General features: G+C 31.1%; 26 protein-coding genes. 16 read left to right on the forward strand and 10 right to left on the reverse strand.

Annotated features, from left to right (window positions below; all coding sequences use genetic code 11):
- Positions 1-2 precede the first annotated feature (2 nt).
- Positions 3-635 carry a PAS domain-containing protein gene (locus ABD859_RS12545; protein WP_345144772.1) on the reverse strand — a complete coding sequence of 211 codons (633 nt, stop codon included), beginning with the start codon at positions 633-635 and terminating at the stop codon, positions 3-5.
- Between the two features lie 279 nt (positions 636-914).
- Between ABD859_RS12545 and ABD859_RS12550 the strand changes: the two genes are divergently transcribed.
- Positions 915-1,730 (forward strand): 2,3,4,5-tetrahydropyridine-2,6-dicarboxylate N-succinyltransferase, encoded by an 816-nt coding sequence (locus ABD859_RS12550; RefSeq protein WP_125719511.1) that lies wholly within the window; start codon positions 915-917, stop codon positions 1,728-1,730.
- A gap of 55 nt (positions 1,731-1,785) precedes the next feature.
- Here ABD859_RS12550 and ABD859_RS12555 read toward each other — a convergent pair whose 3' ends face one another.
- Complete coding sequence (locus ABD859_RS12555) at positions 1,786-2,532, reverse strand: glycosyltransferase family 2 protein (protein WP_345144774.1); 747 nt, start codon at positions 2,530-2,532, stop codon at positions 1,786-1,788.
- 127 nt (positions 2,533-2,659) lie between these two features.
- On the opposite strand from ABD859_RS12555, the gene ABD859_RS12560 reads away from it, so the two are divergent.
- Together ABD859_RS12560 and ABD859_RS12565 are read left to right on the forward strand one after the other, a co-directional pair.
- Positions 2,660-3,727 (forward strand): glycosyltransferase family 9 protein, encoded by a 1,068-nt coding sequence (locus tag ABD859_RS12560; RefSeq protein ID WP_345144776.1) that lies wholly within the window; start codon positions 2,660-2,662, stop codon positions 3,725-3,727.
- Between the two features lie 18 nt (positions 3,728-3,745).
- A complete protein-coding gene (locus ABD859_RS12565; RefSeq protein WP_345144778.1) occupies positions 3,746-4,519 on the forward strand; it encodes a glycosyltransferase family 2 protein in 774 nt (257 codons plus the stop codon).
- Here ABD859_RS12565 and ABD859_RS12570 read toward each other — a convergent pair.
- Positions 4,500-5,264, reverse strand: coding sequence for a Kdo domain containing protein (locus ABD859_RS12570; protein ID WP_345144780.1), 765 nt, complete (start codon positions 5,262-5,264; stop codon positions 4,500-4,502). The two genes, ABD859_RS12565 and ABD859_RS12570, sit on opposite strands and share 20 nt — an antisense overlap.
- A gap of 84 nt (positions 5,265-5,348) precedes the next feature.
- On the opposite strand from ABD859_RS12570, the gene ABD859_RS12575 reads away from it, so the two are divergent.
- Both ABD859_RS12575 and ABD859_RS12580 read left to right on the forward strand, forming a co-directional pair.
- Positions 5,349-6,425: a glycosyltransferase family 4 protein gene (locus ABD859_RS12575; protein WP_345144782.1), complete on the forward strand. Its 1,077-nt coding sequence runs from the start codon at positions 5,349-5,351 to the stop codon at positions 6,423-6,425.
- Between the two features lie 56 nt (positions 6,426-6,481).
- Positions 6,482-7,429, forward strand: coding sequence for a WaaS/CpsH family glycosyltransferase (locus ABD859_RS12580; RefSeq protein WP_345144784.1), 948 nt, complete (start codon positions 6,482-6,484; stop codon positions 7,427-7,429).
- A 55-nt stretch (positions 7,430-7,484) separates the two neighbouring features.
- Here ABD859_RS12580 and ABD859_RS12585 read toward each other — a convergent pair whose 3' ends face one another.
- On the reverse strand, positions 7,485-8,351 hold the full coding sequence (locus ABD859_RS12585; RefSeq protein ID WP_345144786.1) for a hypothetical protein: 867 nt from the start codon (positions 8,349-8,351) through the stop codon (positions 7,485-7,487).
- A gap of 158 nt (positions 8,352-8,509) precedes the next feature.
- Between ABD859_RS12585 and ABD859_RS12590 the strand changes: the two genes are divergently transcribed.
- Positions 8,510-9,463 carry a WaaS/CpsH family glycosyltransferase gene (locus ABD859_RS12590; RefSeq protein WP_486320589.1) on the forward strand — a complete coding sequence of 318 codons (954 nt, stop codon included), beginning with the start codon at positions 8,510-8,512 and terminating at the stop codon, positions 9,461-9,463.
- Between the two features lies 1 nt (position 9,464).
- Here the strand turns inward: ABD859_RS12590 and ABD859_RS12595 are convergent, their stop codons facing one another.
- Complete coding sequence (locus tag ABD859_RS12595) at positions 9,465-10,679, reverse strand: glycosyltransferase (protein WP_345144789.1); 1,215 nt, start codon at positions 10,677-10,679, stop codon at positions 9,465-9,467.
- Between the two features lie 209 nt (positions 10,680-10,888).
- Here ABD859_RS12595 and ABD859_RS12600 point away from each other — a divergent pair, with 209 nt between their 5' ends.
- The gene (locus ABD859_RS12600) at positions 10,889-11,449 is read left to right on the forward strand and encodes an L-threonylcarbamoyladenylate synthase (protein ID WP_345144791.1); all 561 of its coding nucleotides are present in this window, start codon (positions 10,889-10,891) and stop codon (positions 11,447-11,449) included.
- A 234-nt stretch (positions 11,450-11,683) separates the two neighbouring features.
- On the opposite strand, the gene ABD859_RS12605 is transcribed toward ABD859_RS12600, so the two are convergent.
- Positions 11,684-12,808 carry a cysteine desulfurase family protein gene (locus ABD859_RS12605; RefSeq protein ID WP_345144793.1) on the reverse strand — a complete coding sequence of 375 codons (1,125 nt, stop codon included), beginning with the start codon at positions 12,806-12,808 and terminating at the stop codon, positions 11,684-11,686.
- 86 nt (positions 12,809-12,894) lie between these two features.
- Here ABD859_RS12605 and ABD859_RS12610 point away from each other — a divergent pair, with 86 nt between their 5' ends.
- Positions 12,895-13,902, forward strand: a complete 1,008-nt coding sequence (locus ABD859_RS12610; protein ID WP_345144795.1) for a hypothetical protein — start codon at positions 12,895-12,897, stop codon at positions 13,900-13,902.
- 148 nt (positions 13,903-14,050) lie between these two features.
- Here the strand turns inward: ABD859_RS12610 and ABD859_RS12615 are convergent, their stop codons facing one another.
- Entirely contained in the window at positions 14,051-14,602 is a 552-nt protein-coding gene (locus ABD859_RS12615) for a Smr/MutS family protein (protein WP_345144797.1), read from the reverse strand.
- Positions 14,592-14,777: a hypothetical protein gene (locus ABD859_RS12620; RefSeq protein WP_345144798.1), complete on the reverse strand. Its 186-nt coding sequence runs from the start codon at positions 14,775-14,777 to the stop codon at positions 14,592-14,594. The genes ABD859_RS12615 and ABD859_RS12620 overlap by 11 nt, the downstream gene beginning before the upstream one ends.
- Positions 14,778-14,882: 105 nt before the next feature.
- On the opposite strand from ABD859_RS12620, the gene ABD859_RS12625 reads away from it, so the two are divergent.
- A complete protein-coding gene (locus ABD859_RS12625) occupies positions 14,883-15,167 on the forward strand; it encodes a DUF2752 domain-containing protein (protein ID WP_345144800.1) in 285 nt (94 codons plus the stop codon).
- A gap of 14 nt (positions 15,168-15,181) precedes the next feature.
- On the opposite strand, the gene ABD859_RS12630 is transcribed toward ABD859_RS12625, so the two are convergent.
- Positions 15,182-15,883, reverse strand: a complete 702-nt coding sequence (locus tag ABD859_RS12630; protein ID WP_345144802.1) for a DUF1003 domain-containing protein — start codon at positions 15,881-15,883, stop codon at positions 15,182-15,184.
- Between the two features lie 191 nt (positions 15,884-16,074).
- On the opposite strand from ABD859_RS12630, the gene ABD859_RS12635 reads away from it, so the two are divergent.
- The 4 genes from ABD859_RS12635 (at position 16,075) to ABD859_RS12650 (ending at position 19,398) form a co-directional block, all read left to right on the forward strand.
- On the forward strand, positions 16,075-16,866 hold the full coding sequence (locus ABD859_RS12635) for a serine O-acetyltransferase (protein WP_345144804.1): 792 nt from the start codon (positions 16,075-16,077) through the stop codon (positions 16,864-16,866).
- 2 nt (positions 16,867-16,868) lie between these two features.
- Positions 16,869-17,756 carry a cysteine synthase CysM gene (gene cysM / locus ABD859_RS12640; protein WP_345144806.1) on the forward strand — a complete coding sequence of 296 codons (888 nt, stop codon included), beginning with the start codon at positions 16,869-16,871 and terminating at the stop codon, positions 17,754-17,756.
- Between the two features lie 109 nt (positions 17,757-17,865).
- Entirely contained in the window at positions 17,866-18,852 is a 987-nt protein-coding gene (locus tag ABD859_RS12645; RefSeq protein ID WP_345144808.1) for an aldo/keto reductase, read from the forward strand.
- 156 nt (positions 18,853-19,008) lie between these two features.
- Positions 19,009-19,398 carry a hypothetical protein gene (locus ABD859_RS12650; protein ID WP_345144810.1) on the forward strand — a complete coding sequence of 130 codons (390 nt, stop codon included), beginning with the start codon at positions 19,009-19,011 and terminating at the stop codon, positions 19,396-19,398.
- 67 nt (positions 19,399-19,465) lie between these two features.
- Here the strand turns inward: ABD859_RS12650 and ABD859_RS12655 are convergent, their stop codons facing one another.
- Complete coding sequence (locus ABD859_RS12655) at positions 19,466-20,344, reverse strand: sensor histidine kinase (protein ID WP_345144812.1); 879 nt, start codon at positions 20,342-20,344, stop codon at positions 19,466-19,468.
- Positions 20,345-20,676: 332 nt separating this feature from the next.
- On the opposite strand from ABD859_RS12655, the gene rlmD reads away from it, so the two are divergent.
- Genes rlmD through ABD859_RS12670 form a run of 3 tightly spaced genes read left to right on the forward strand, consistent with a single transcriptional unit; the run spans position 20,677 to position 23,453 of the window.
- A complete protein-coding gene (gene rlmD / locus ABD859_RS12660) occupies positions 20,677-22,089 on the forward strand; it encodes a 23S rRNA (uracil(1939)-C(5))-methyltransferase RlmD (protein WP_345144813.1) in 1,413 nt (470 codons plus the stop codon).
- 13 nt (positions 22,090-22,102) lie between these two features.
- Positions 22,103-22,651 (forward strand): DUF6452 family protein, encoded by a 549-nt coding sequence (locus ABD859_RS12665; protein WP_345144815.1) that lies wholly within the window; start codon positions 22,103-22,105, stop codon positions 22,649-22,651.
- Positions 22,623-23,453, forward strand: coding sequence for a DUF6048 family protein (locus ABD859_RS12670; RefSeq protein ID WP_345144817.1), 831 nt, complete (start codon positions 22,623-22,625; stop codon positions 23,451-23,453). The genes ABD859_RS12665 and ABD859_RS12670 overlap by 29 nt, the downstream gene beginning before the upstream one ends.
- Positions 23,454-23,507 lie beyond the last annotated feature (54 nt).

Here is a 23,507-nt window from a genome sequence, read left to right on the forward strand (position 1 = left end):
TTTTATCTATTAAATAATCTGCCAAAAAAACCTCTGTGTTCCTCTTCTTCTCCATCTTTTTCTTCTTCGTAATTAGCAAATTTTGCCTGGTTTTTTTCGTGTTCAAAAATTAGTTCTTTTATGTATTCAACATAAGTTCTCTTTTTTTCTTCTAAGAAACCTATTAAATATTTTTCACTGAATTCAACACCGCTGGCGGCCTCGATTTGAAGAAGTTTTTTATACAAAGGTTCAATATGCATTGCGATAACTTCATGAGGAACTGCCTGTCTTCTGCCGAAATAATTTACAATAACTCCATTTTCGTCTCTTGCAATATCAAAGTCTGTTATTACCCAATAGTATCTTCCAGATTTTGCCAGGTTTTTTACAATCGCATGAAAGTTCTTTCCGTTTTTAAGATTTTCCCAAAGTACTTTAAAAATAACTTTTGGCATATCCGGATGACGAATAATATTATGAGGCTGTCCCATTAATTCGTAATCTTCGTAACCACAAACATCTACAAAAACTTCATTGGCATATTCTATAATACCAAAAGCATTTGTTTTGCTCATAATTACCTGTGACTTATCCCATGTAACTTCTTTGTCAATTACTGTAACCGGTGTTCGAAGTGGGTTTTCTTGATTCATGTCTTGTAAATTTAATATGTTTTTGGATTGGATTTTTTAATTCTGGTTTGTAAGAATTAATTAAACAAAAGTAGATAGAAGAAAAAGTGGAAAATCTGACTTTTGTCATATTTTGATATAAAAAAAACTTTTAGAGGATGTTTTTAAAAATCTTTTTAAGTAATGACGCTTGAAAAAGTTTATCAAATTAAAAACAAAATGTTGTATTTGTAACATTTTCAATCTCGTTTACTTTTTTGCTTTTCTTTAAATACTTTATCTTTGCCAAAAATTTAAACTATGAATTCTTTACAGACTATAATTGAACAAGCTTGGGAAAACAGAGCTTTATTACAAGAAACAACTACTACTGATGCTATTAGAGAAGTTATCGAATTAGTTGACGCAGGAAAATTACGTGTTGCTGAACCAGTTGGCGACAAATGGCAGGTAAACGAATGGGTTAAGAAAGCAGTTGTAATGTATTTCCCGATTCAAAAAATGGAAACATGGGAATCTGGTATTTTTGAATATCACGATAAAATGTTACTAAAAAGAAATTATGCTGAAAAAGGAATTCGTGTGGTACCAAATGCTGTTGCACGTTACGGAGCTTATATTTCAAGCGGTGTTATCTTAATGCCAAGTTATGTAAATATTGGTGCTTATGTTGATGAAGGAACTATGGTTGACACTTGGGCAACAGTTGGAAGCTGTGCACAAATTGGTAAAAATGTTCACTTAAGCGGTGGTGTTGGAATTGGCGGTGTTCTTGAGCCATTACAAGCTGCTCCGGTAATTATTGAAGACGGTGCTTTTATTGGTTCTCGTTGTATTGTTGTAGAAGGTGTTCACGTTGGTAAAGAAGCTGTTCTTGGAGCTAACGTTTGTCTAACTGCTTCAACAAAAATTATTGACGTAACAGGCGATGAGCCAGTTGAAATGAAAGGTTTTGTTCCTGCACGTTCTGTTGTAATTCCTGGAAGTTATACTAAAAAGTTTGCTGCCGGAGAATTTCAAGTTCCATGTGCTTTAATTATTGGTACACGTAAACCATCTACAGATTTAAAAACATCTTTAAATAATGCGCTTCGTGAGTACGATGTAGCTGTTTAATCAAGTACAAAATATATAAGACTAAAAAGGGATGATTTTAAAATCATCCCTTTTTTTATTTCTTTTTTTGAAGCTTTAAAAGCTTAGCATATTTCATATAAGAGAAAAAACTTTGAATCATGGCTATTGATAATCCATCGATTCCATTAAAAATACCTTTCTTAAAAAAGTAACAACGAATAAAAGCCACAGTTCCATTTAAAACCGGTTTAAAAGCATTTATTCTTTTTCCCTGATCGAACAATTGTTGTGCATGCCATCCAGAATATTGATTTTTTTTGGCAATAATCTGGTCTAGAGAATCCCATCCGTAGTGTAAAATATGCACAGCTACTTTTTTCTCATTCTGAGTAACTATTTTTTGGTGCACTTTAGAATCAGATGGGTGTGCCGTAAGCTTATTAAAAAAACGAACTTTATGATCTGGATACCATCCTGAGAAATCAATTAATTTATCGGCCAAAAAGTTTTTTACTCTAAAACTAAAAGCATCATAGTTACCTTCAAGATATTTTCCATTTAAAATAAATTTTTCTGCATCTTTATCTAAAAACTCATCGGCATCGAGATTTAGAATCCAGTTGTTTTTACAATACGGCAAACCGTGTGTTCGCTGCGGGCCGTCTCCTAAAAAAGCCTGTTCTATTACAATTGCTCCTTTTTCTTTAGCAATTTCAACCGTACGGTCTTTGCTAAAAGAATCAACTACAATAACTTCATTACAGACTTTTAATAAAGCATCAATACATTTACCTATATTTTTTTCTTCATTGAAAGTAATAACCAGACCACTAATTTCCATTGTAAAATTTAATTTATTACCGACAAAAATATAACATTTTTATTTTAGTTTATCTTTAATATTTACAACGGTTGCACACTTCATAAAATAGTTTGTAATTTAGCCTTCAAATTGAACATATAAATAAATGAGAATATTAGTCATTCAGCAAAAAAGAATTGGAGATGTGTTAACTAGCACAATTATTTGTAACAACTTAAAGACTAAGTTTCCTGATTCAGTGATCGATTATATGTGCTATCCTAATTCTGTAGATGTACTAATAGGAAATCCTAATATTGACAATATTATTCCATTGTCGAATAAAGTCAGAAAATCAATCCCTTCTCTTTTTAAATTTATTTTTCAAATTCGTCGTAAAAAATACGATGCTGTAATTGATGTATATTCTAAATTAGAAACAAATTTAATTACCTTATTTTCAGGAGCAAAATACAAAGTTTCCTATTATAAATCATATACTAAAATAATCTACAATTATACATACGAACGTTTTGACGCCATAGAGTCTGAACATGGTCTGGCAATTGAAAACCGATTATTATTGCTGAAACCTTTTATTTCAGAAAAAATTACAGATGTTAAACCTAAAATATTTTTAAAGGAATCTGAAATTAACGAAGCAAAACAGCTTTTAAAAAGCTACAACATAGATACTGCCGAAAAACCACTTATTATGTTTGGTATTTTAGGAAGCGAAGTTTACAAAACTTATCCTCTTGAGGGAATGGCAAAAATTATAGATTTTACAGTTGCCAAAACAAATGCAACCATAATTTTTAATTACGTTCCGTTTCAAAAAGATTTAGCTTTAGAAGTATATAATTACTGCAGTGAAGAGACAAAAAAACATATTGTTTTCGATTTATACTGTACAGACCTTCGTCCGTTTTTAGCTTTACTTTCTCAATGTGAAATGTTGATTGGAAATGAAGGCGGTGCAGTAAATATGGCGAAAGCTCTTGAAATTCCAACTTTTTCAATTTTTACACCTTCTGTTAGAAAAGAAACTTGGCAGATATTCGAAAATGAAGCCAAAAATGCTTCAATACATTTAAAAGACTTAAAACCTGAAATATACGAACAGCATACTGAACAATATATTAAGGAACATACTTTTGAATATTACGCTGAATATCCTTTGCCTTTAATGCTGGAAAAATTAGAAACTTATTTTCAAGAATATAAAAATTGAGATAAGTAAAAACGTCAAATGAATACTATTGATAAACAAAAACTGTCGGTTTTAATTATTACTTTTAATGAAGAGAGATATATAAAATCTCTTCTTGAAGATATTGATTTTGCTGATGAAATCATCGTAGTAGATTCTTACAGTACAGATTCAACAGCTGAAATAGTCAAAACATTCGCTAATGTTAATTTGATTGAGAAATCATTTGTTGATTATACTTCTCAAAGAAATTTTGCCATAGATCAGGCAAGAAACAATTGGATATTATTTATTGACGCTGACGAACGTTTAACTCCAGAACTTAAATCTGAAATCATTTCAACGATACATCGTAAAGACAATGTAAGTGCTTATTTGATTTACAGAATTTTTATGTTTAAAAACCGTAAATTACGTTTTAGCGGCTGGCAGACTGATAAAATTTTCAGGCTTTTTAATAAAACAAATTGCAGATATACAGAAGACAGAATGGTTCACGAAAAATTAATCGTGAATGGTGAAACTGCTGTTTTAAAAAATAAAATTATTCATTTTTCATATACTTCATTTCAAGAATATAAATTGAAAATGTATAAATATGGTGTTTTAAAAGCCAATGAAAAAATAAAAAAAGGACGGAAACCAGCTCGATTATTACTGTATTTCCATCCTCTTTATACATTTTTATATCAATATTTGATCCGTCTTGGTTTTCTAGACGGCACAAAAGGAATAACGATTTGTTACTTAAATGCCTATAGTATTTATATACGCTACAAAGAATTTTTCAGGATTACTTCTTCCAGAATTTAAGTTTCTTTTTTAAGCGTTTCTTTCTGTAAAACTGCTCTTGAAAATCAGAAGTGTATTTCCATAAAGTATCAAAAGTTTTTTGCTCAGATTCTTTGTATAATTTTGAATATTCGTTACTCATAACCGCAACCATTTCTTTTACAGGAGTTAAACGGCATAAGTTTTTCATTCTCATTTCAAAACTCATCGAATTATGAAATTCCATTCTGTTTAAATCAACAAGAAAAAAATCATAATTTCCTTCGTTATTCTTTTTAATTAAAGTATTTCCCGGAGAATGATCTAAAAACTCAATTCCCTTTTCGTGAAGTCCAAAACTGAATCTCGTAAATTGTCTTAATATATTTTCATGATCTGGATAATCAGGAATTTCCACAAGTTCTCTGTAAGTCAAATCAGCATTTAAATGTTCGCTAACATAATAGCTGTCTTTTAATCCCAGAATATTAAAATTTTCAAGAAATGCAATAGGCTCAGGAGTTCCAATTCCTTTCTCTAATAAAATAGTTGCATATTCAAAAGAGCGCCTTGCTTTTGATTTTCTAAAATACCTGTATGCAATTTTATTAATCAAATTAGGAATTTTAAATGATTTTATATTGATTGTCTTCCCGTTAAAATCAAATAACTTTATTTTGTTACGATCTCCATTTCCAAAAAGTTCTCCGGTAGAACTAAACATTTTGATTTTATCAAGTATTGATTCAGTATTGTTTCCGAAAATTGGATTTACTTTAAAATTCATCAGGTTTTTATTTATAAACAACAAAAGTACACATCCGTTCTAAGACTTCAAATTATTATTGTATTTTCGCAAAAAAAAGAAGAAATGTCCCATAAAAAAAGTATTTTTTTAGAAACTCATAACATAAACAATAGAGCAGGCGGTTTAGGAACTTTTAATTATGAATTAATAAAAGGCTTATCTGGTTTAGATTTTGAAAATTACGAATTAACCTTAAACTCCTCTAATCCTGATATTCTAAAAGAAGAATTTAAAGACAAATTTAAATATCATAAATACACAAGTTTATCGAGGCATCCTTTGTTTAGAATAAGAAAAAAATACGATTTATGGCATTCTGTAAATCAAAATATAAAAGTTGAACCTTATCATTGCAATAAATATCTTTTGACTGTTCATGATGTAAATTTTGTTGACGAGGTTTCTTCAGATCCTAATCATCGTGTTAACAGACTCTTTAATGCCAAATTAGAAAAATCTACAGCAATTACTTATATATCAGAATTTGCAAAAGCTGAAACACACAAACATTTTAAAGTACCAAATGTACCTGAATATGTAATATATAACGGAAACCCTATTTCTACATTATTAGATACATCTAAATATGTTGCCGATGTTCCTGTCGATAAACCATTTTTTTACGCTATTGGTGATTTTATTGAAAGAAAGAATTATGAGTCGATTATTAATATGATGAAATTAATAAAAGACTTTAATCTAATTATTTCTGGGAACAACAATAAAAAATACGGTGAAGAAATAAAAAAATTAATTGATGATAACGGTTTAACAAACCAAGTATTTTTAACCGGAAAGGTCAGCGATGAAGGCAAACAGTTTTTTATGAAAAATTGTACTGCGTTTCTTTTCCCTTCTATTAGAGAAGGTTTTGGTTTACCGCCAATAGAAGCTATGAGTTTTGGAAAACCTACTTTTTTATCTGATAAAACTTCCCTTCCGGAAATTGGAGGAAATGCTTCTAAATATTGGTCTAATTTTGATCCGGAATACATGAAAACAGTATTGTTTGACGGATTAAATGATTTTGAAAACAATAAAGAACAATACGAAACGATCTATAAACAAAGAGCTGCATGTTTTAACTGGAAAACAGCAGCCTCAGAATATTTAGATGTTTACAAAACTGTTCTACAGTAATTTCAATTTTTAAGCCAAAAAGTATAAATAATTTCAACTGACTATAGCCCCAAAAAATGCTGAATATAACCCTAATAAGTCTTGATAACCTGGGAATGAATGATCACATTAGAACTACTCTTGAAAAAGAAGGACATAATGTGAAACATATAAATTTTAAGCACTTTAAGTACAAATATCCTTCTATATTTCATAAAATTCATAATTTTATTCTAAAGGCATTTTTTAAAACTAATCTTAAACATCAGCATCACGGCAGAGAAATTATAAAGGAGTTAGAAAAAAATGAAAAACAAGATGTAATCTTAACTATAAAAGGTGATTTTATAGATCCTAAAAGTACGTTGGAGTTTAAAAAACATGCAAAAAAAACAATTGGTTTTTTTAATGATAACATATATCGCTGTCCTAACATTAAACGTGTTTTAGACAGTTACGATGAAGTTTATTCATTTGAAAAAGAAGACTGTGAAAAGTTTGATCTTAAATTTGCTTCTAACTGGATTTACACAAAAAAAGAAGATCAAGATAAAAATACTTTTGAATACGATGTTTTTACTATTTGTTCAATTGATAAAAGGTTACCAATTTTAATACGAATTGCCGAAGAATTAAGATCTAAGAAAATAAACTTTAAGTTTATTGCATTTTCAAAAAAACATAAACCAAGCGACGATCATATTACTTACATCAATAAGTTTTTGACATTATCTGAAGTAGATAATTACGTAAGTAAATCAAAAGTTTTGATGGATATTAATAGAGACGGTCAAATTGGTTTAACATTTCGAGTATTTGAAAGTTTAGGATTAGAAAAAAAACTTATTACAACAAATGCCGATATCAAAAACTATGATTTCTATAATCCAAATAACATTTTAATTATTGACGAAAAAAATCCTGTAATTCCAAAGTCTTTTTTCGAAAATGAATATGAAAAAATTCCAGACGAAATTTTTAATAAGTATACCGTTGAAGGATGGATCAAAAATGTAGTTTATTAAAAAACATTAATTAAAAAGAGGGATAAATTTGAGTTTCAAATTTATCCCTCTTTTTTTATTTAAATAAAAACTTAAACCATTGTCCAAAGTTTTTTTTATAAATGAAAAATTTAGAAAGAGTCAGTCTTTTTTCCTTTTGAATAAAATTTTTAATCTCAATTATATCTTTCGTTGGGAAGAAATCTAATTTCTTCCATCTTTCAGGCTCTATGTAATAGAAATTTCTAAACTCTTTAAAATTAGTTTCGTTAACCTTAACCCACTTATTTAAAAAGTCTTTATTTGTTTCTTTGTTATGTCCCCAATTTTCAAATTTAAATCTTAATTCTTCTTCAGTTCTTGATAAAGATTCATGTAAAACAAGATTATCTGTATAAATAACCTGAGCTTTAACCCTTCTGCCATTGACATATTCAGGATTGTTAGTTGCAAATATCGCCTTAGTAGGTTTATCTACATAAAGAATACCACTTGAAGTATACTTATACAGAATAACCCAAAAAGCAGCAACTTGAATTGTCTTCTTTAAAGGCTGTTTAATATAAGAATCATATTTTCTAAGATCAGCGACAAACCTCTTAAAATCAACAAAATATTCATCGCAGTCAATTTGAATCAGCCAATTTCCCAATCCCATTTTTTGAGAAAGCAGTTTTCTCTCTCTAATTTCACACTGCATTGTTGTAAATTCCGGAACATAAAAATCATCTTCATAAATAACAATTTTCTTATCGACATCAAAAACCCGAAGCCATTCAAAAAAAGAATTGTCAATATTAAAATATTCCCCATTCCATGTTCGTCTATTTTTATCAATTGCTAAAAAAACTGTATCAGCCTCTGCATATACCGTTGGCAGTGAATTTTTTAACAACTCATAATCATACGAAACTAAATAACCTACTTGTATCTTACCTATCATTAAAGTCAATATAAAACTTGTTGCAAGTTAGTATATAATATCTATTTTTGTCAAAATAAAAACCAATATGGCTTAAAAACTGTATTATTTTTTTAATTGATTTACTTTAGCTTCAAACTAAAAAACTATCAAAAAATTATCTCAAAATCAATTCAATTATGAAAATTTGTTTAATCAGCTTTGATTTCTTTAATTTCGATCACAATATAATTCTTGAGCTCAAAAAAAGAAATATTGAAGCTGAACATATTGATATATCTAAATTTATATATAAGTACACTTCAATTTTAGACAGAGTATCAAATTTTTTCAACAAAAAGATTCTTAAAAAAAATAAAAAGATAATCGAAATGGAAAAAGACGTTTTAAAACGTCTTAAAAATCTTGGCCAGCAGGATGTAATTTTAGTAATGCGTCCTGACTGTTTATCAAAAGAAACTCATTTACAAATTAAAACTTTTACTGATAAGTATATCGCATACATTTACGACAGCTGTAAAAGATTTCCAATTGATCATTTACTGGATGGTATATTTGATGAAATCTTTTCATTTGACTTTGTCGATGTAACAAAATATAATTTTAAATTCATTTCTAATTTTATCTATAATGATAAAAAAGAACTTCCTGCAAAAAATGTAAATGACAATATTTTTATAATTGTATCGATTGATGAACGTTTTAACTTTTTAAACAATCTGGCAAATTACCTTTCTGACCATAATATTAAATTCAAGTTTATTGCTATTGGAAAAAAGGCACCAAAAAACATCAATAAAAATATAATTTACCAGCGCAAAAAACTTTTTGCCGAAGATTTACAAGACGATTTAGAAAACTCAAAAATTTTTCTTGACTTAATTCGACATGACCATAATGGTTTAAGCTTTAGAATTTTTGAAGCTATGGCTATGCAAAGAAAAATTATAACGACCAATCAATCAATCAGTCAATATGATTTCTACAATCCGAATAATATTCTAATTCTTGATGAAAATAAAACTATAGATATAAATCCAGATTTCCTTACAACGCCTTACGAACCTTTAAGTGATGAAATATATCACAAATACACCGTTGAAAATTGGGTAAAAACGGTTTTTAAATTATAAGTTATTTAATTAAACTCAGAATTTTTTGTTCAATAGAAGAAATTGAAAAAGGCTCTATAACATTTTTTGATCCAGAACTTACTTTTTCCCAAACTTCTTTACTTTGATATAAAAGTATAATATTATCTACTATTTCCTGACTTGTATTACCAACCATAATACTTTTATTATCATAAAAATTAAAGCCTTCTGCCCCAATATCTGTTGTAACTAACGGAAGTCCAAATTCCAGGCTCTGCCCTATTTTTCCTTTAATTCCTGCACCGTATCGAAGCGGTGCGACAAAAATTCTTGAATTTAAAAAATAAGGTGCAACATTTTCTGCATAACCTAAAACTTTAAATTTATCAGAGTTCAAATTAACAACTGATTCCGGAGGATTACTCCCAATAATAGTTATTGAAATTTCAGGATTAGATTTCCATAACAAAGGCATAATTTCTTTAGCAAGATAATTTACCGCATCAACATTTGGTTTATGATCAAAACCTCCTATAAACAGTAAATCTTTTCGTTCATCAAAAGAAGGCGAATTATTGTTTTCTAAATATTGATGAATGTTACTAATACTTATTATTTTAGATTCTTCATTGTAATATTTCTGCAGTGTTTCTTTTTCAACATCAGAAATCACAATGACTTTCTCTGCTTTTTTACAATTTTCAAGTTCCAGCTTCAAAAATTTATCTGCTTTTTTCATTACACTGGAATTATTCGTTAACTCTGATTCTCTCTTAAATCTCAAATAATGAAAATCTACCATATCAAAAAATAATTTCGCGCTTGGCTTATATTTTTTAACAATTGGATAATATTTTGCAAAAATTTCAGGTCTGTGCAGCCAGGCAAAATCTGCAAAAGGCAGAACTTGTTCTACAAAATCTTTTTTTGTTATTAATTTACCTGATTTATCTATTGCAGGTTCATATACCACAGCTCCTAAATCTCTAAAAAATTGTAAATAATCTGTAGTAAAACGATATTCTTTAAAATCTGCCAGTAAAAAAACGCCTATATCATTTTTAATAAGCAGTTTTATAATTTCAGTCAAACGTCTTGATCCTGAATCTTTATCATATTCAGGCAGTTTAGTATCAACTATTATAACATTTGTTTTGTATTTTAAATTACTCGTAAAATCAAGTACTTTTTTTTGTTTTTGAAATTTTCGCGCTAACGATTTTAGCCTAAAATATAATTTTACTGCTTTAAACATTTGTGGTATTTTAATATTTGTTATTTGCCTTGTAATTCAACAACGATCTTCGAATAAATTATTATTATATTTTCGTTGAGAGGAAATAATTTTAACTCCAAAAATAGTTTATTTTTGACATTTTAAAAGCTACTTTTTAATAATGTAGAAATGGCATTTAGTTTTTGCTTTAAATAAAAACTAAAATCAGAATTTAATATTACAAGATTATGAACGAAGAAATCCTCAACGCTTACGAAGTTATAAAAGAAGGAGGCATTATACTTTATCCAACAGATACCGTATGGGGAATTGGATGTGATGCAACTAATGCCGAAGCCGTTGCCAAAATATATAAATTAAAACAGCGTGCAGAAACACAAAGCATGATTGTTTTAATGAATGGAGAAAAGATGATGTACAATGTTTTTAAAAACATTCCTGAAGTTGCCTGGCAGATTTTAGACCTTTCTGAAAAACCTACAACTTTAATTTTAGACGACGCCAGAAATGTAGCTCCAAATGTGATTTCGGCTGATAAATCGCTTGGAGTTCGATTGGTAAAAGAACCTTTTTGCTACAAACTAATGGAAAGAATGAAAAAACCTTTGGTTTCTACATCAGCTAATATTTCCGGACAGCCAACCCCAATGTCTTTTAAAGATATTAGTCCCGAAATTATCAATGGTGTTGACTATGTGGTAAAACTGAATCAGGATAAAGTGGCGGGAAAACCTTCGACAATTATAAAACTGACAAACGATTCACAAGTAAAAATAATCAGAAAATAGATTTTAGATTTTAGATTTTAGATTTTAGATTTTAGATTTTAGATTTTAGATTTTAGATTTTAGATTTTAGATTTTAGATTTTAGATTTTAGATTTTAGATTTTAGATTTTAGATTTTAGATTTTAGATTTTACTTATAAAAAAATGGATGAGATAAATCTCATCCATTTTTTTTATCTACAAAACTTAGTAAAACTTAGAAGCTTAGCACCTTAGAACCTTAACAACTTAAAAATCAAACCTTCTTCAAACTCTCAATCAGCCAGTCGATATCATCTTTTGTGTTATAGTGGCTGAAAGAAATTCGGAGATTTGGGAGTTTTAAATCCGTTTCTGAAAGCATTTCTTTTAAAACATGTGAAGGTTTTATGCTTCCGGACTGGCATGCACTTCCTCTGGAAACTGCAATTCCTTTCATATCCAGACTAAACAAAAGCATAGAGGTTTTATCTGTAGAAAATGGCAGTGTAATATTGATAATATTATAGAAATCTTCTTTTTTTCCATTAATTGTAAAACCTGGAAAATCAGCTTCTAACTTTTCAATCAGATATTTTTTTAAGTCAGAAATATATTTTCTTTCCTGATCTAAATTTTCATACGAAACAGATAATGCTTTTGCCATTCCGGCAATCTGATGTACAGCTTCTGTTCCGGCGCGTAATCCCTTTTCTTGTTCCCCTCCAAAAATTAAAGGCTGTAAACCCGAATTCTTTCTAATAAAAGCAAAACCAACACCTTTTGGTCCGTGAAATTTATGTGCACTTGCTACAATAAAGTCTACAGGCGTTTTTTGAAGATCAATTTCAGTTTTTCCAACCGACTGAACCGTATCTGAATGAAATAAGGCATTATATTGCTTACAAATAACTCCTACTCTTTCTAAATCTAAAACAGTTCCTGTTTCATTGTTTACATGCATTAAACTAACGATGGTTTTCTTTTCGTCTGCCAATAAATTAGAAAGATGCGTTAAATCGATACTTCCGTCATTATTTACATTTACATAATCAACCTGAATATTGTAATCTGATTGCAAAGCCAAAGTGGTATACAAAACTGCGTGATGTTCAATTTTTGATGTAATGATTCTCTCAACTTTAAGATCTTCAACTGCCGATCTTAAAATCCAGTTATCAGCTTCTGTCCCGCCCGAAGTAAAAAGAATTTCCTGCGCAGAGCAATTTAAATGTTTTGCAATATTTTTTCTTGAAAGCTCTAAAATCGTTTTAGCATTTCGTCCAAAACTATGTGTAGATGATGGATTTCCAAAATCCTCGCTCATAATTTTTGTCATTTCCTGAATAACTTCAGGACGCATCGCAGTCGTTGAGGCGTTATCGAGATATACTTTTTTCATTATTGCAAAGTTATGAAATATCAATTGTCTAATCTTAAATATCAATTGCCAAATTTTTCACTATTTTTGGCACAAATAAAATTACGATGAAAAAATATGCAAGCCTTATATTTCTGGCGTTTTTGTTAAACGGCTGCGACGATGGTGATTTAACTGTAGACGAAATTAATTTTGATAATGTCACCCCGGTTAGTTGTTCGCCATTTGTTGAAAACTCTCTTATTACAGATCCTACAATAATCTACAAACTAAAAAGTCAGGAAGCTATGGTTTTACAACTTCCGCATGCTGAAGGTCTTGTAAATGATAATGGTTCTGTAACTTATGACATAGACAATTCACAATATCGTGTTTTATACAGAGCTTATAACGGAACTGTGGCAAAAGACAATATATGCGGTACAATTCCGCCGAGTTCACCAAACGTTACAGAAGAATGGATAGGATCTGCCGGAAAAATAAAAATTGTTAGTTCGCAGGTTCCTACAGAAACAGATGCGAATGATTCATATCGAATAAAAGCATACAATCATGTAATTACATTTGAAAATATTACTTTTCAAAAACCAGCAGGCCCGCAGGTCGAAGCATTATTTGAATATGGTACTTTTCAAACTACTGTAACTCCAGCTGATTTAACATTTCAAAATACTGATACCGGCGAAGCATTTAAATGTGATGACAATACAAAAGTTTACAACTACAATGCATCATTTACTTTAATGGTAGAAAACTTAGATCCTGCTTTATTGGCTAATGAAGCAACTCTTCCGGGACAGCCAAGATCTCAGCCAATAAGCGCAACAACAAACAAAGTCGTTTATAGAAATTTCGTTAATGGATCTGGAAGTATTACTAATACTTATAATTTTTGTGCAGCACAAATTCCAACTTTACCTGCTTTAAATGAAACCTGGATTGGTGCTGATACTAGTACAAGCAAAAAAGCAACTATAGAAGTTACTACAGAAAAAATAGGTGACAGCACTATTATACATACTGTCGTTTTAAAGAATGTACTGCTAACAAAAGGAAACAGTTATTTCCAATTAGGAAGCAGTTTCCTTTTAGGAAAAATTACAGTAGACTTATAACAAAAAAACATTTTTAAGAAAATAAATACTTGTTTTTTTCTTACAAAAAAACGTCTGATTTTCTGCATTGATTTTAATCAAAAATCGCATGAAAATCAGACGTTTTTTTACGTCTAAAAAGTAAGTTTTTTAAACCCCGAAAATTATTTTATTTGTTATTCTGGCGAATATAAACTTCGGTTGCACCCAAGCCGTATTTTTGATAATTGGCATCCCGAAAATCAATTCCGTCATAACGGCCTAATAAAAAATCAAGTTCGGCTTTTAAAACACCTTCGCCAACGCCGTGTATAAAAACAATTTTTGGAATACGATTTTTTATAGCAAACTCAATATGTCTTTTTGCCGTTTCTGTCTGCAGAGTCAAAATATCATAATTTGACATACCGCGTTTATTTGGAACCAGTTTTTCGATGTGTAAATCAAATTCCGGAGCAGTAATTTCTCGTTTATCCTTCTTTTCCTTTACAAAACTTCTTGGTTTTGGCTCAGTTTTCTCTTTTGTAATTTCTTCTAAATCAATTCTTTTAATAGAATTCATTAAATTACTGGAATCCTGAATTTTAACCAATTCATTGACAAAAAATGTCATCATAAAACCATCCTCAGTTTCTATCGAAACTTCATTGTTTTTTACCGAAAGTACTGTTCCGTTTATCGCCTCGTCTAAAACCGAAACCTTATCTCCTTTAGTCAGCATCCTGTTCTTCTTTTTCTTGATTTTTACTTGGTGTTTTGGCACTCAGCTGCATCATTCCATACATAAAAACAGCGATTGCAATAACCATTATATAGATGTTTTTTTGATCTGAAACCTGCTCATACAATGCAACTGAAATAGCAAGAATCATAATTAAAATTTTAAACGTTTTCATTTTTCAAAGTTTAAGAATCCAAAAGTATAAAACTTTAAACTAGCAGTTGTTTTCTTTTGAAATGTTATCCAATATTTTTTTGTAAAATTGTAAAAAAATCATCTAGTGAATTTAGAGAAATATATGATCCCGTGCCTGTTCAAAAAACTCTTTGGTTTTGAGTGTTTGGGCTGTGGTTTTCAGCGTTCTTTATTCTTACTTTTTAAAGGTGAATTTTCAGCCGCCTTTTATATGTATCCGGCTATTTATACTACCCTGCTTTTTTTAATTTTACTGGCACTTTATTATTTAGATAAATCAAGAAATTACCAAAAAATTATCTGGAAAGCGGCTACTCTAAATGTCATTTTTATGTGCATTGGTTATTACTACAAACACTTCTATCTTTAATTTTTGAGTAGGATTTATTTCTTAATCTGATTTAAAATATCGTTCATCATTTCAATTTGAACTTTTTGAATTTCGATTAATTCCTGCTGCTGATGCATTATCAAATGATCAATTTTATCATGAATCATTCGGATTTCTAATTCGGATTTTAGATTAATCATATAATCTTTTTTGGCACGATTTCTATCTTTTTCCTCCTGACGATTTTGACTCATCATAATTACCGGAGCCTGAAGTGCGGCAATGCAGGATAAAATCAAATTAAGTAAAATAAACGGATACGGATCAAATCCTTTGTTGACCAAAATATAAACATTTGAGCCAATCCAAACGATAATAAAAACAACAAACGAAATAATAAAAGTCCAGCTTCCGCCAAAATCGGCTACTTTATCGGCTATTTTTTGCCCCAGGTTTCTAGTTTCTTCTTCATCTTCTACAATACTTACAATCGATTTATCTTCTTTTAAAGACGAAATAACATTTTTTTCCAGATCGGAAAGCATACCTATTTCTGTAGACAAATAGTTAGAAATGTATTTTTGGCGATACTCATTTAATTCCTGAACCGAAATAGAATCATCTTCACAAAATGAAGGATGTTCTTTAACAATAAGACTTAAAATAGGATCATGAATAGATTTACCGTAAATTTTCTCACTTTCGGGGAAGGAAATATTAGAAATCGAACTTTTAAAAGTTGAATTATTTTTCATTTTTAAGAATTTTTATCTGCTAATTTACACAAATAACTTCTTAAGAATCACATAAAATAAAAGCCATTTTAGATACATTATTTATCACAAATACCATTCTTAAAACAAAAATTCTTTAGTTAATTCATGTCCTTATTTACAAAAAACACCTTACTTTTAACGTTTTAAAATATCCACTCAATTTTTTTATTGTGACAAAAGACAATATCATACAAAATATTAAGGCTTTAAAGAGCCATTCTAATATAAATTACGGTATCAAAACCAAAACAGAAGATTTTACCGAGAAGCTTTTTTATACACTTTTTGATTCGAATGCCGCTCTGGACGAAAGCATTGACGAGCTTGAAATTCGTTTTAAAGAAATTGCCGTTCTAGCCTGCAAAAAGCCCGAAAATCTCTGCGAATCAATCTGGGATCGATTTGTAGAAAAACTTCCGGGTGTTTTAGAAAAACTAAATCAGGACGCGGCTTACATTTTAGAAAACGATCCGGCTTCAAACAGCATTGATGAAGTTTATTTGGGATATCCCGGATTTTACGCCATTGCGATTTACAGACTAAGCCACGAATTATACAAACTGGATTTACTATTATTTTCGAGATTAATGAGCGAATATGCACATAGAATTACCGGAACGGATATTCACGCCGGCGCCGATATTGCTTCGCCGTTTTTTATTGATCATGCTACCGGAATTGTTATTGGCGAAACCACTGTAATTAAAAAACACGTTAAAATTTATCAGGGTGTAACTTTGGGAGCTTTAAGCGTAAGCAAAGACATGAAAAATGCTAAACGACACCCAACCGTTGAGGCCAATGTATGCATTTATGCCAATGCTACAATCTTGGGCGGAGGCACTATTATTGGCAAAAACAGCGTAATAGGCGGAAACTCATGGATTACTAAATCTATTCCCGAAGATTCTATCGTACTAAACACCACCACAACAGAAGTTAAAATAAAAGAAAAAAAATAAAAATGGGTCCACAGAAATTGCTAAACCTGATTGGAAATACTCCATTAATGGAAACTGTCAATCTGGTTAAAAATAAAAACGTTAAACTTTTACTGAAACTGGAAGGAAACAATCCGGGCGGAAGCGTAAAAGACAGAGCGGCATATAACATGATTGCAGCAGCCCTTGAAAGAGGCGAAATTAAAAAAGGAGATAAATTAATTGAAGCAACAAGCGGTAATACCGGAATTGCCCTTGCTATGATTGCGCAATTATTTGGAATAGAAATAGAATTGGTTTTACCGGAAGATTCTACAAAAGAAAGAACACAAACCATGCGTGCTTACGGCGCTACGGTTATTTTAACGCCTGCTGAAGAAGGAATTATTGGCTCAAGAGATTATGCCGATAAAAAAGTGGCTCAAGGTGGTTATTTAATGCTGAATCAGTTTGCAAATGATGACAACTGGAAAGCACACTACAAAACTACCGGACCCGAAATATGGAACGATACCGAAGGAACCGTTACACATTTTGTGTCAGCAATGGGAACTACAGGAACCATTATTGGAACTTCGACTTATTTAAAAGAAAAAAATCCAGCGGTTCAGATTATTGGTGCACAACCAAGCGACGGGTCTCAGATTCCGGGTATTCGTAAATGGCCTCAGGAATATTTACCTAAAATTTTTGATGCTTCAAAAGTAGATACTGTAGTCGATGTAAGCGAAGAAGAAGCCAGAGAAATGACAAAAAGACTCGCTCTTGAAGAAGGTGTTTTCGCAGGAATGAGCAGCGGCGGTTCTGTTGCAGTTGCCCTTAAAATCGCAGAACAATTAGAATCAGGAGTTGTGGTTGCCGTTATCTGCGACCGCGGAGACAGGTATTTGTCTTCGGATTTATTTGACTAATTTTTTTTAGATACAAAGTAACAAAGATCCAGAGTTGCAAAGTTTTTTCAATCTCTCTAAAAACCTTTGTCACTTTGTATCTCTGAACCTTTGAAACTGAAAAGAAAAAATGAACTACAGAAAACTAGGAAAAACAAATTTTAATATCTCTGAAATCTCTCTGGGAACCTGGCAGGTTGGCGGAAAATGGGGATCAGGATTTAATGATAAAACGGCTGATGAACTTATAAACACAGCAATTGACAATGGCGTAAATTTTATTGATACTGCCGATGTCTACGAAAACGGATTGAGCGAAACTGCTGTGGGCCGAGTGGTTCGTTCGCGTTCTGAACGTATTTATGTCGCTACAAAATGCGGACGCCAGATTAACCCGCACGTAAATGAAGGTTACCAGCCAAAAGTGCTTCAAAAATTTGTGGAAGACAGCTTAAAAAGAACCGGTTTAGAAACTCTGGATTTAGTTCAATTACACTGTCCGCCAACAGAAGTATATTATCGTCCTGAAATTTTTGAACTTTTTGACCGCTTAAAAGAACAGGGTAAAATCTTAAATCTGGGTGTTAGCGTTGAAAAAGTTGAAGAAGCTTTAAAAGCAATTGAATATTCGAGTGTGACGACCGTTCAGATTATTTTTAATTTATTTCGTCAGCGTCCTTCGCAGTTATTTTTCTCAGAAGCCCAAAAGAAAGACATTGGAATCATTGCGCGTGTTCCTCTTGCAAGCGGACTTTTAACGGGTAAATTTGATGCTAAAACGACTTTTGACGCTCAGGATCACCGTAATTTCAACCGAAACGGAGATGCTTTTGACAAAGGCGAAACTTTCTCCGGAATTGATTATGATTTAGGATTAAAAGCTGTTGAAGAATTAAAAGCTTTATTTCCGGAAACCACTAACCTCGCTCCTATTGCTTTGCAGTGGATTTTAAGCTTTAACGAAATAAGCTGCATTATTCCGGGAGCTTCAAAAGAAAGCCATGTACTTTCTAACTTATCTGTTTATGATTTAACGAAATTGTCTTCTGAACAAATTTCGGCAATGAATAAAATATACGAAGATTATATAAAACCTTCTGTACACCATCTTTGGTAATTTTTTTTAAAAGATTCTGAGATGTTAAGGTTCTAAGATACTAAGTCTTTTATATGCATAGGAACTTAACATCTTAGAATCTTTTTTACCGTTTTACGCAACCCTTTTACTAAAGAAACATCTTACTAATAAAACTAACCCTAAAATTCACTAACCATGAAAAAACTAAGTTTTATTCTATTTTCTGTTTCTTTAATATTTGCCTCTTGCAGCAGTAACGATGAAGAATCTGCAGAAGAAACCTCAAAAAGACTAGACAAAATGTATACTGAAATCATCGCAATTTCATTAGTCAATACAGAAACCTGTACAAATCCGGACGAATGGGGTTATGAATTAATCAGTTCATCAGCGTGTGGAACTAACAGAGGTTACATTTTGTATTCTAAAAAAGCTGATAAGATTAAACTTGATGCTAAAATAAAAGAATATCAAAAGCTAAGATCTGAATATGTGATAAAATGGAATGTTTTAAGCGATTGTGCTCCTACGAACCCGCCAAACAGCGTAAAATGTGTTGATGGAAAAGCATCTCTTGTTTTCTAGAACCTGAAATAAAGCGAAATAAAAAAGCTTATTAAGAGTTTATTTTAAACCTTAATAAGCTTTTTTATTAGTTAATATCGAATTCGATTTTAAATTCGGCGCCTCTGTTTTTACCTTCGCTTACAGCGCTCAGTCGGCCTTTATTTTTTTCGATTATTTTTTTACATAAATAAAGTCCAATTCCGGTAGAAGATTCATTTGCCGTTCCTAATCGGCTCATTTTGGTAAACTTCTTAAACAATTCATCTATTTGATGTTTGTCAAAACCAATTCCTTTATCAGCAACAGTAATTATTAAATGAGCTTGTTCTTTATAAATTCTGACTTTAATTTCACTGTCAAAATAAGAAAACTTCACAGCGTTGCTAATTAGATTTACTACAACCTGAACCAGAAGTCCTTCATCAATTCTAAGCTTCGCTTCATCAGTTTCAATACTCAAATTAAGCACTATATTTTTATCTAGTAAACGCTGTTCTACCTGTTCATTAATAAAAGGCAGAATATTTTGAAAAGAAATTATTTTAGACTCATTTGTTATTTTTGAGATTTGATCCTGCTCTTTTAAAAGTTTAATGAAATTTTCAATGTATCGAAACTGCAAATTGGTCGATTCGCAGATCAAATCTGCCAGATGTTTTACAGATTCAGATGGATTTTCGCTTAAAATTAATTTTGCCAGACCTTGCGGATTTCCTGCGAAATTTTTTAAATCATGCGAAAGCATATAAATCAAATCCTGTTTTTCATTTATAAAGCTTTCAGATTCATAGATAGATTCCTGAATATTACACATTAACAAACCAGCTTCATCCGTATATTCTGTTGGAAGAATCGACAATTTTCTACTGTTTCTGTAATCATTTAGAGACTTTGATGCAATAGAAATAGGCTCTATAAGCTGTTTTAAAACTAAAAGTGTTATTGCTGTGGCTAACAATGTCATTATTAAAGAAAAAACTAAAATTGACGTTGGAGAAACTGTATGTTCGAAAAAAAGAACAAAAAAAAGGATTCCGATTAGCGGAATATGAATACCTACAAAAGCAACAAACAAAAATTTAAACGCATAACTTTTTTTCAAAAAGCCAATTTGCGAAAGGTTATGATATAATTTCATAATACATAACAAAACTATAGGTTAGATACTGCAGCTTGGGGCTTAATAACAAAAACAAAGTTAACTTTTAAAGTTAATTAAACTAGCAATTTACATAATTTGATAAAATATTATGAAAATAAAATTTGTAAAAGTTTACAAAGGCTTATTTTTGCGCTATGGGAAGAAAAAATACAGACAAAGTTGTCTTTCATCAAATTCAGGTTCTTGATGCCGGAGCAAAGGGAGTATCAGTAGCAAAAGCTCCTGACGGAAAAGTTATCTTTATTCCAAATGTGGTTCCTGGAGATGTTGTTGATGTACAAACATTCAAAAAAAGAAAAGCATATTACGAAGGAAAAGCCGTAAAATTTCACGAATTATCAGAACACCGTATTGATCCAATCTGTGAACATTTTGGTGTATGCGGCGGATGCAAATGGCAGAATATGAAATACAGCCAGCAGCTGTATTACAAACAAAACGAAGTAAAAAATCATTTACAGCGTATTGGAAAAGTTGAATTACCTGAATTTGAAACTATTTTAGGTTCAGAAAAACAGTTTTTCTACAGAAATAAAATGGAATTTTCGTTTTCTAACAGCCGTTGGTTAACCGAAAAAGAAATTGGAAGCACAGAAGATTTAGGAAACAGAAATGCATTAGGTTTCCATATTCCAAAAATGTGGGATAAAATTCTTGATATTGAAAAATGCCACTTACAGGAAGATCCTTCAAACGCCATTAGAAACGAAATCAGAGCTTTTGCAAACGAGCATAATTTAGCTTTCTTTAACCCAAGAGAACATTCTGGTCTTTTAAGAACTTTAATGATTCGTACGGCTTCTACAGGCGAAATCATGGTTTTGATTCAGTTTTTTGAAGATGATAAAGAAAACCGAGAATTAGTTTTAGATCACATCTACGAAAAATTCCCGCAGATTACTTCATTGCAATATGTAGTAAATGCAAAACAAAACGATACTATTTACGATCAGGATATCAAACTTTACAAAGGAAGAGATTATATTCTGGAAGAAATGGAAGGTCTAAAATTCAGCATCAATGCTAAATCTTTTTACCAGACCAACTCAGATCAGGCTTACGAATTATACAAAATCACGCGTGATTACGCCGGATTAACCGGAGAAGAAACAGTTTACGATTTATATACAGGAACTGGAACTATAGCGCAGTTTGTTTCTAAAAAAGCAAAAAAAGTAATTGGTGTAGAAAGTGTTCCTGAAGCTATTTTAGACGCTAAAGCAAATGCTGAACGCAATAATATTACCAATTGTGAGTTTTTTGTTGGAGACATGAAAGTGGTATTCAACGAAGCTTTTATTGCACAGCACGGAAAACCGGATGTTATTATTACAGATCCGCCAAGAGACGGAATGCACGCTGCGGTAATTGATCAGATTTTAAAAATTGCTCCTAAAAAAGTAGTGTATGTAAGTTGTAATTCAGCAACACAGGCACGTGATTTAGCTTTAATGGACGAAAAATACAAGGTAACACGAGTGCGTCCGGTTGATATGTTCCCTCAGACACATCACGTTGAAAATGTTGTACTTTTAGAACTTCGATAATTTAAAATTGTAAATGAAAAAAATAATCTCTCTTTTATTACTTTTTACTTTTGGCTTGTCCAGCTGTGAGAAAGATGATATTTGCGATGCAAATACGCCTACAACTCCCAGACTTGTAATTACATTTTATGATAACGCAGCCCCAACTACACTTCGAAATGTTACGAATTTAAAAGTAGTAGGCGAAGGTAAAGAAGATACTGATGCGATTATTTTTAATGAAACGGGAACTTCGGTAACTAAATATTTAACTAATGCGAATACTATATCGCTTCCATTAAAAACAGATGCCGCAACGACAACCTATAAGTTAATTTTTAACGCAACAAGCACAAACCCAAATACAGATGTTTTGACATTTAATTATGCAACTCAAAGTGTTTATGTTTCAAGAGCCTGCGGTTTTAAAACCACATTTACATTAAATCCGCGCGATAACAGCGCAAATTCAGGATTTATAAAAACAGATCCGGCAGGCGACGGTTTTTGGATGCAGAATATAAATGTAGTAAATTCTAATATCGAATTTGAAGATGAAACACACATTAAAGTATATTTTTAGTCTTTGTTTTCTTTTATCAATGTTCTTGGGACATTCTCAGGTGGTAGTAAAAGATACCGTAACAGTAAGAGATCTCGATGATAAAAAACCAAAAACTGAACCCGTAAAACCAGCTGTTCAAAAAGTAAAAAAAGATAGTATTCCCGTTCCTGTAAGAACAGATCGCTATGGTTTAAGAGTAGGTGTTGATTTATATAAATTAACCAGAGCCTTTTATGACAAAGACTATAAAGGAATTGAATTTACAGCAGACTGGCGTTTAACAAAGAAATATTATATTGCTGCCGAACTAGGTTTTGAAGATAAGACTACAGACGACACCAGATTAAATTCTACAGCAACAGGAACGTACATAAAAGGAGGTTTTGATTATAATTTATACGACAACTGGCTTGATATGGAAAACCTTATAACGATTGGTTTACGAGGTGGTTTCAGTTCTTTCAGCCAGGAATTAAACAGTTATAAAATCTACAATCCAAATCCGTATTGGGGAGAACAGCCTCCAGTTGCTGACGGTCAAAAATACAGCGGTTTATCTGCTGCATGGCTTGAAGTTGCTCTTGGTATTAAAGCAAAAGTTTTTAATAATGTATTTGTTGGATTTGGTGTACAGCTGAAACTTTTAGCCATGAACAATAAACCATCGGGATTTGATAATCTTTACATTCCGGGTTTCAACAGAACGTATGACGGAAGTTTTGGAGTAGGATTTAACTATACAGTTTCATATTTTATTCCTATTTACAAGAAAAAGATAGTTGTACCGCAGCTGATAAACGAAACTCCTAAGAAAAAGTAGTTTCTCTAAAATAAAAAAAAGCCTCAGATTTAATAAATTCGAGGCTTTTTTTTA

Origin of the sequence: Flavobacterium ginsengiterrae (assembly GCF_039539785.1) — a bacterium.
Lineage (GTDB): Bacteria > Bacteroidota > Bacteroidia > Flavobacteriales > Flavobacteriaceae > Flavobacterium > Flavobacterium ginsengiterrae.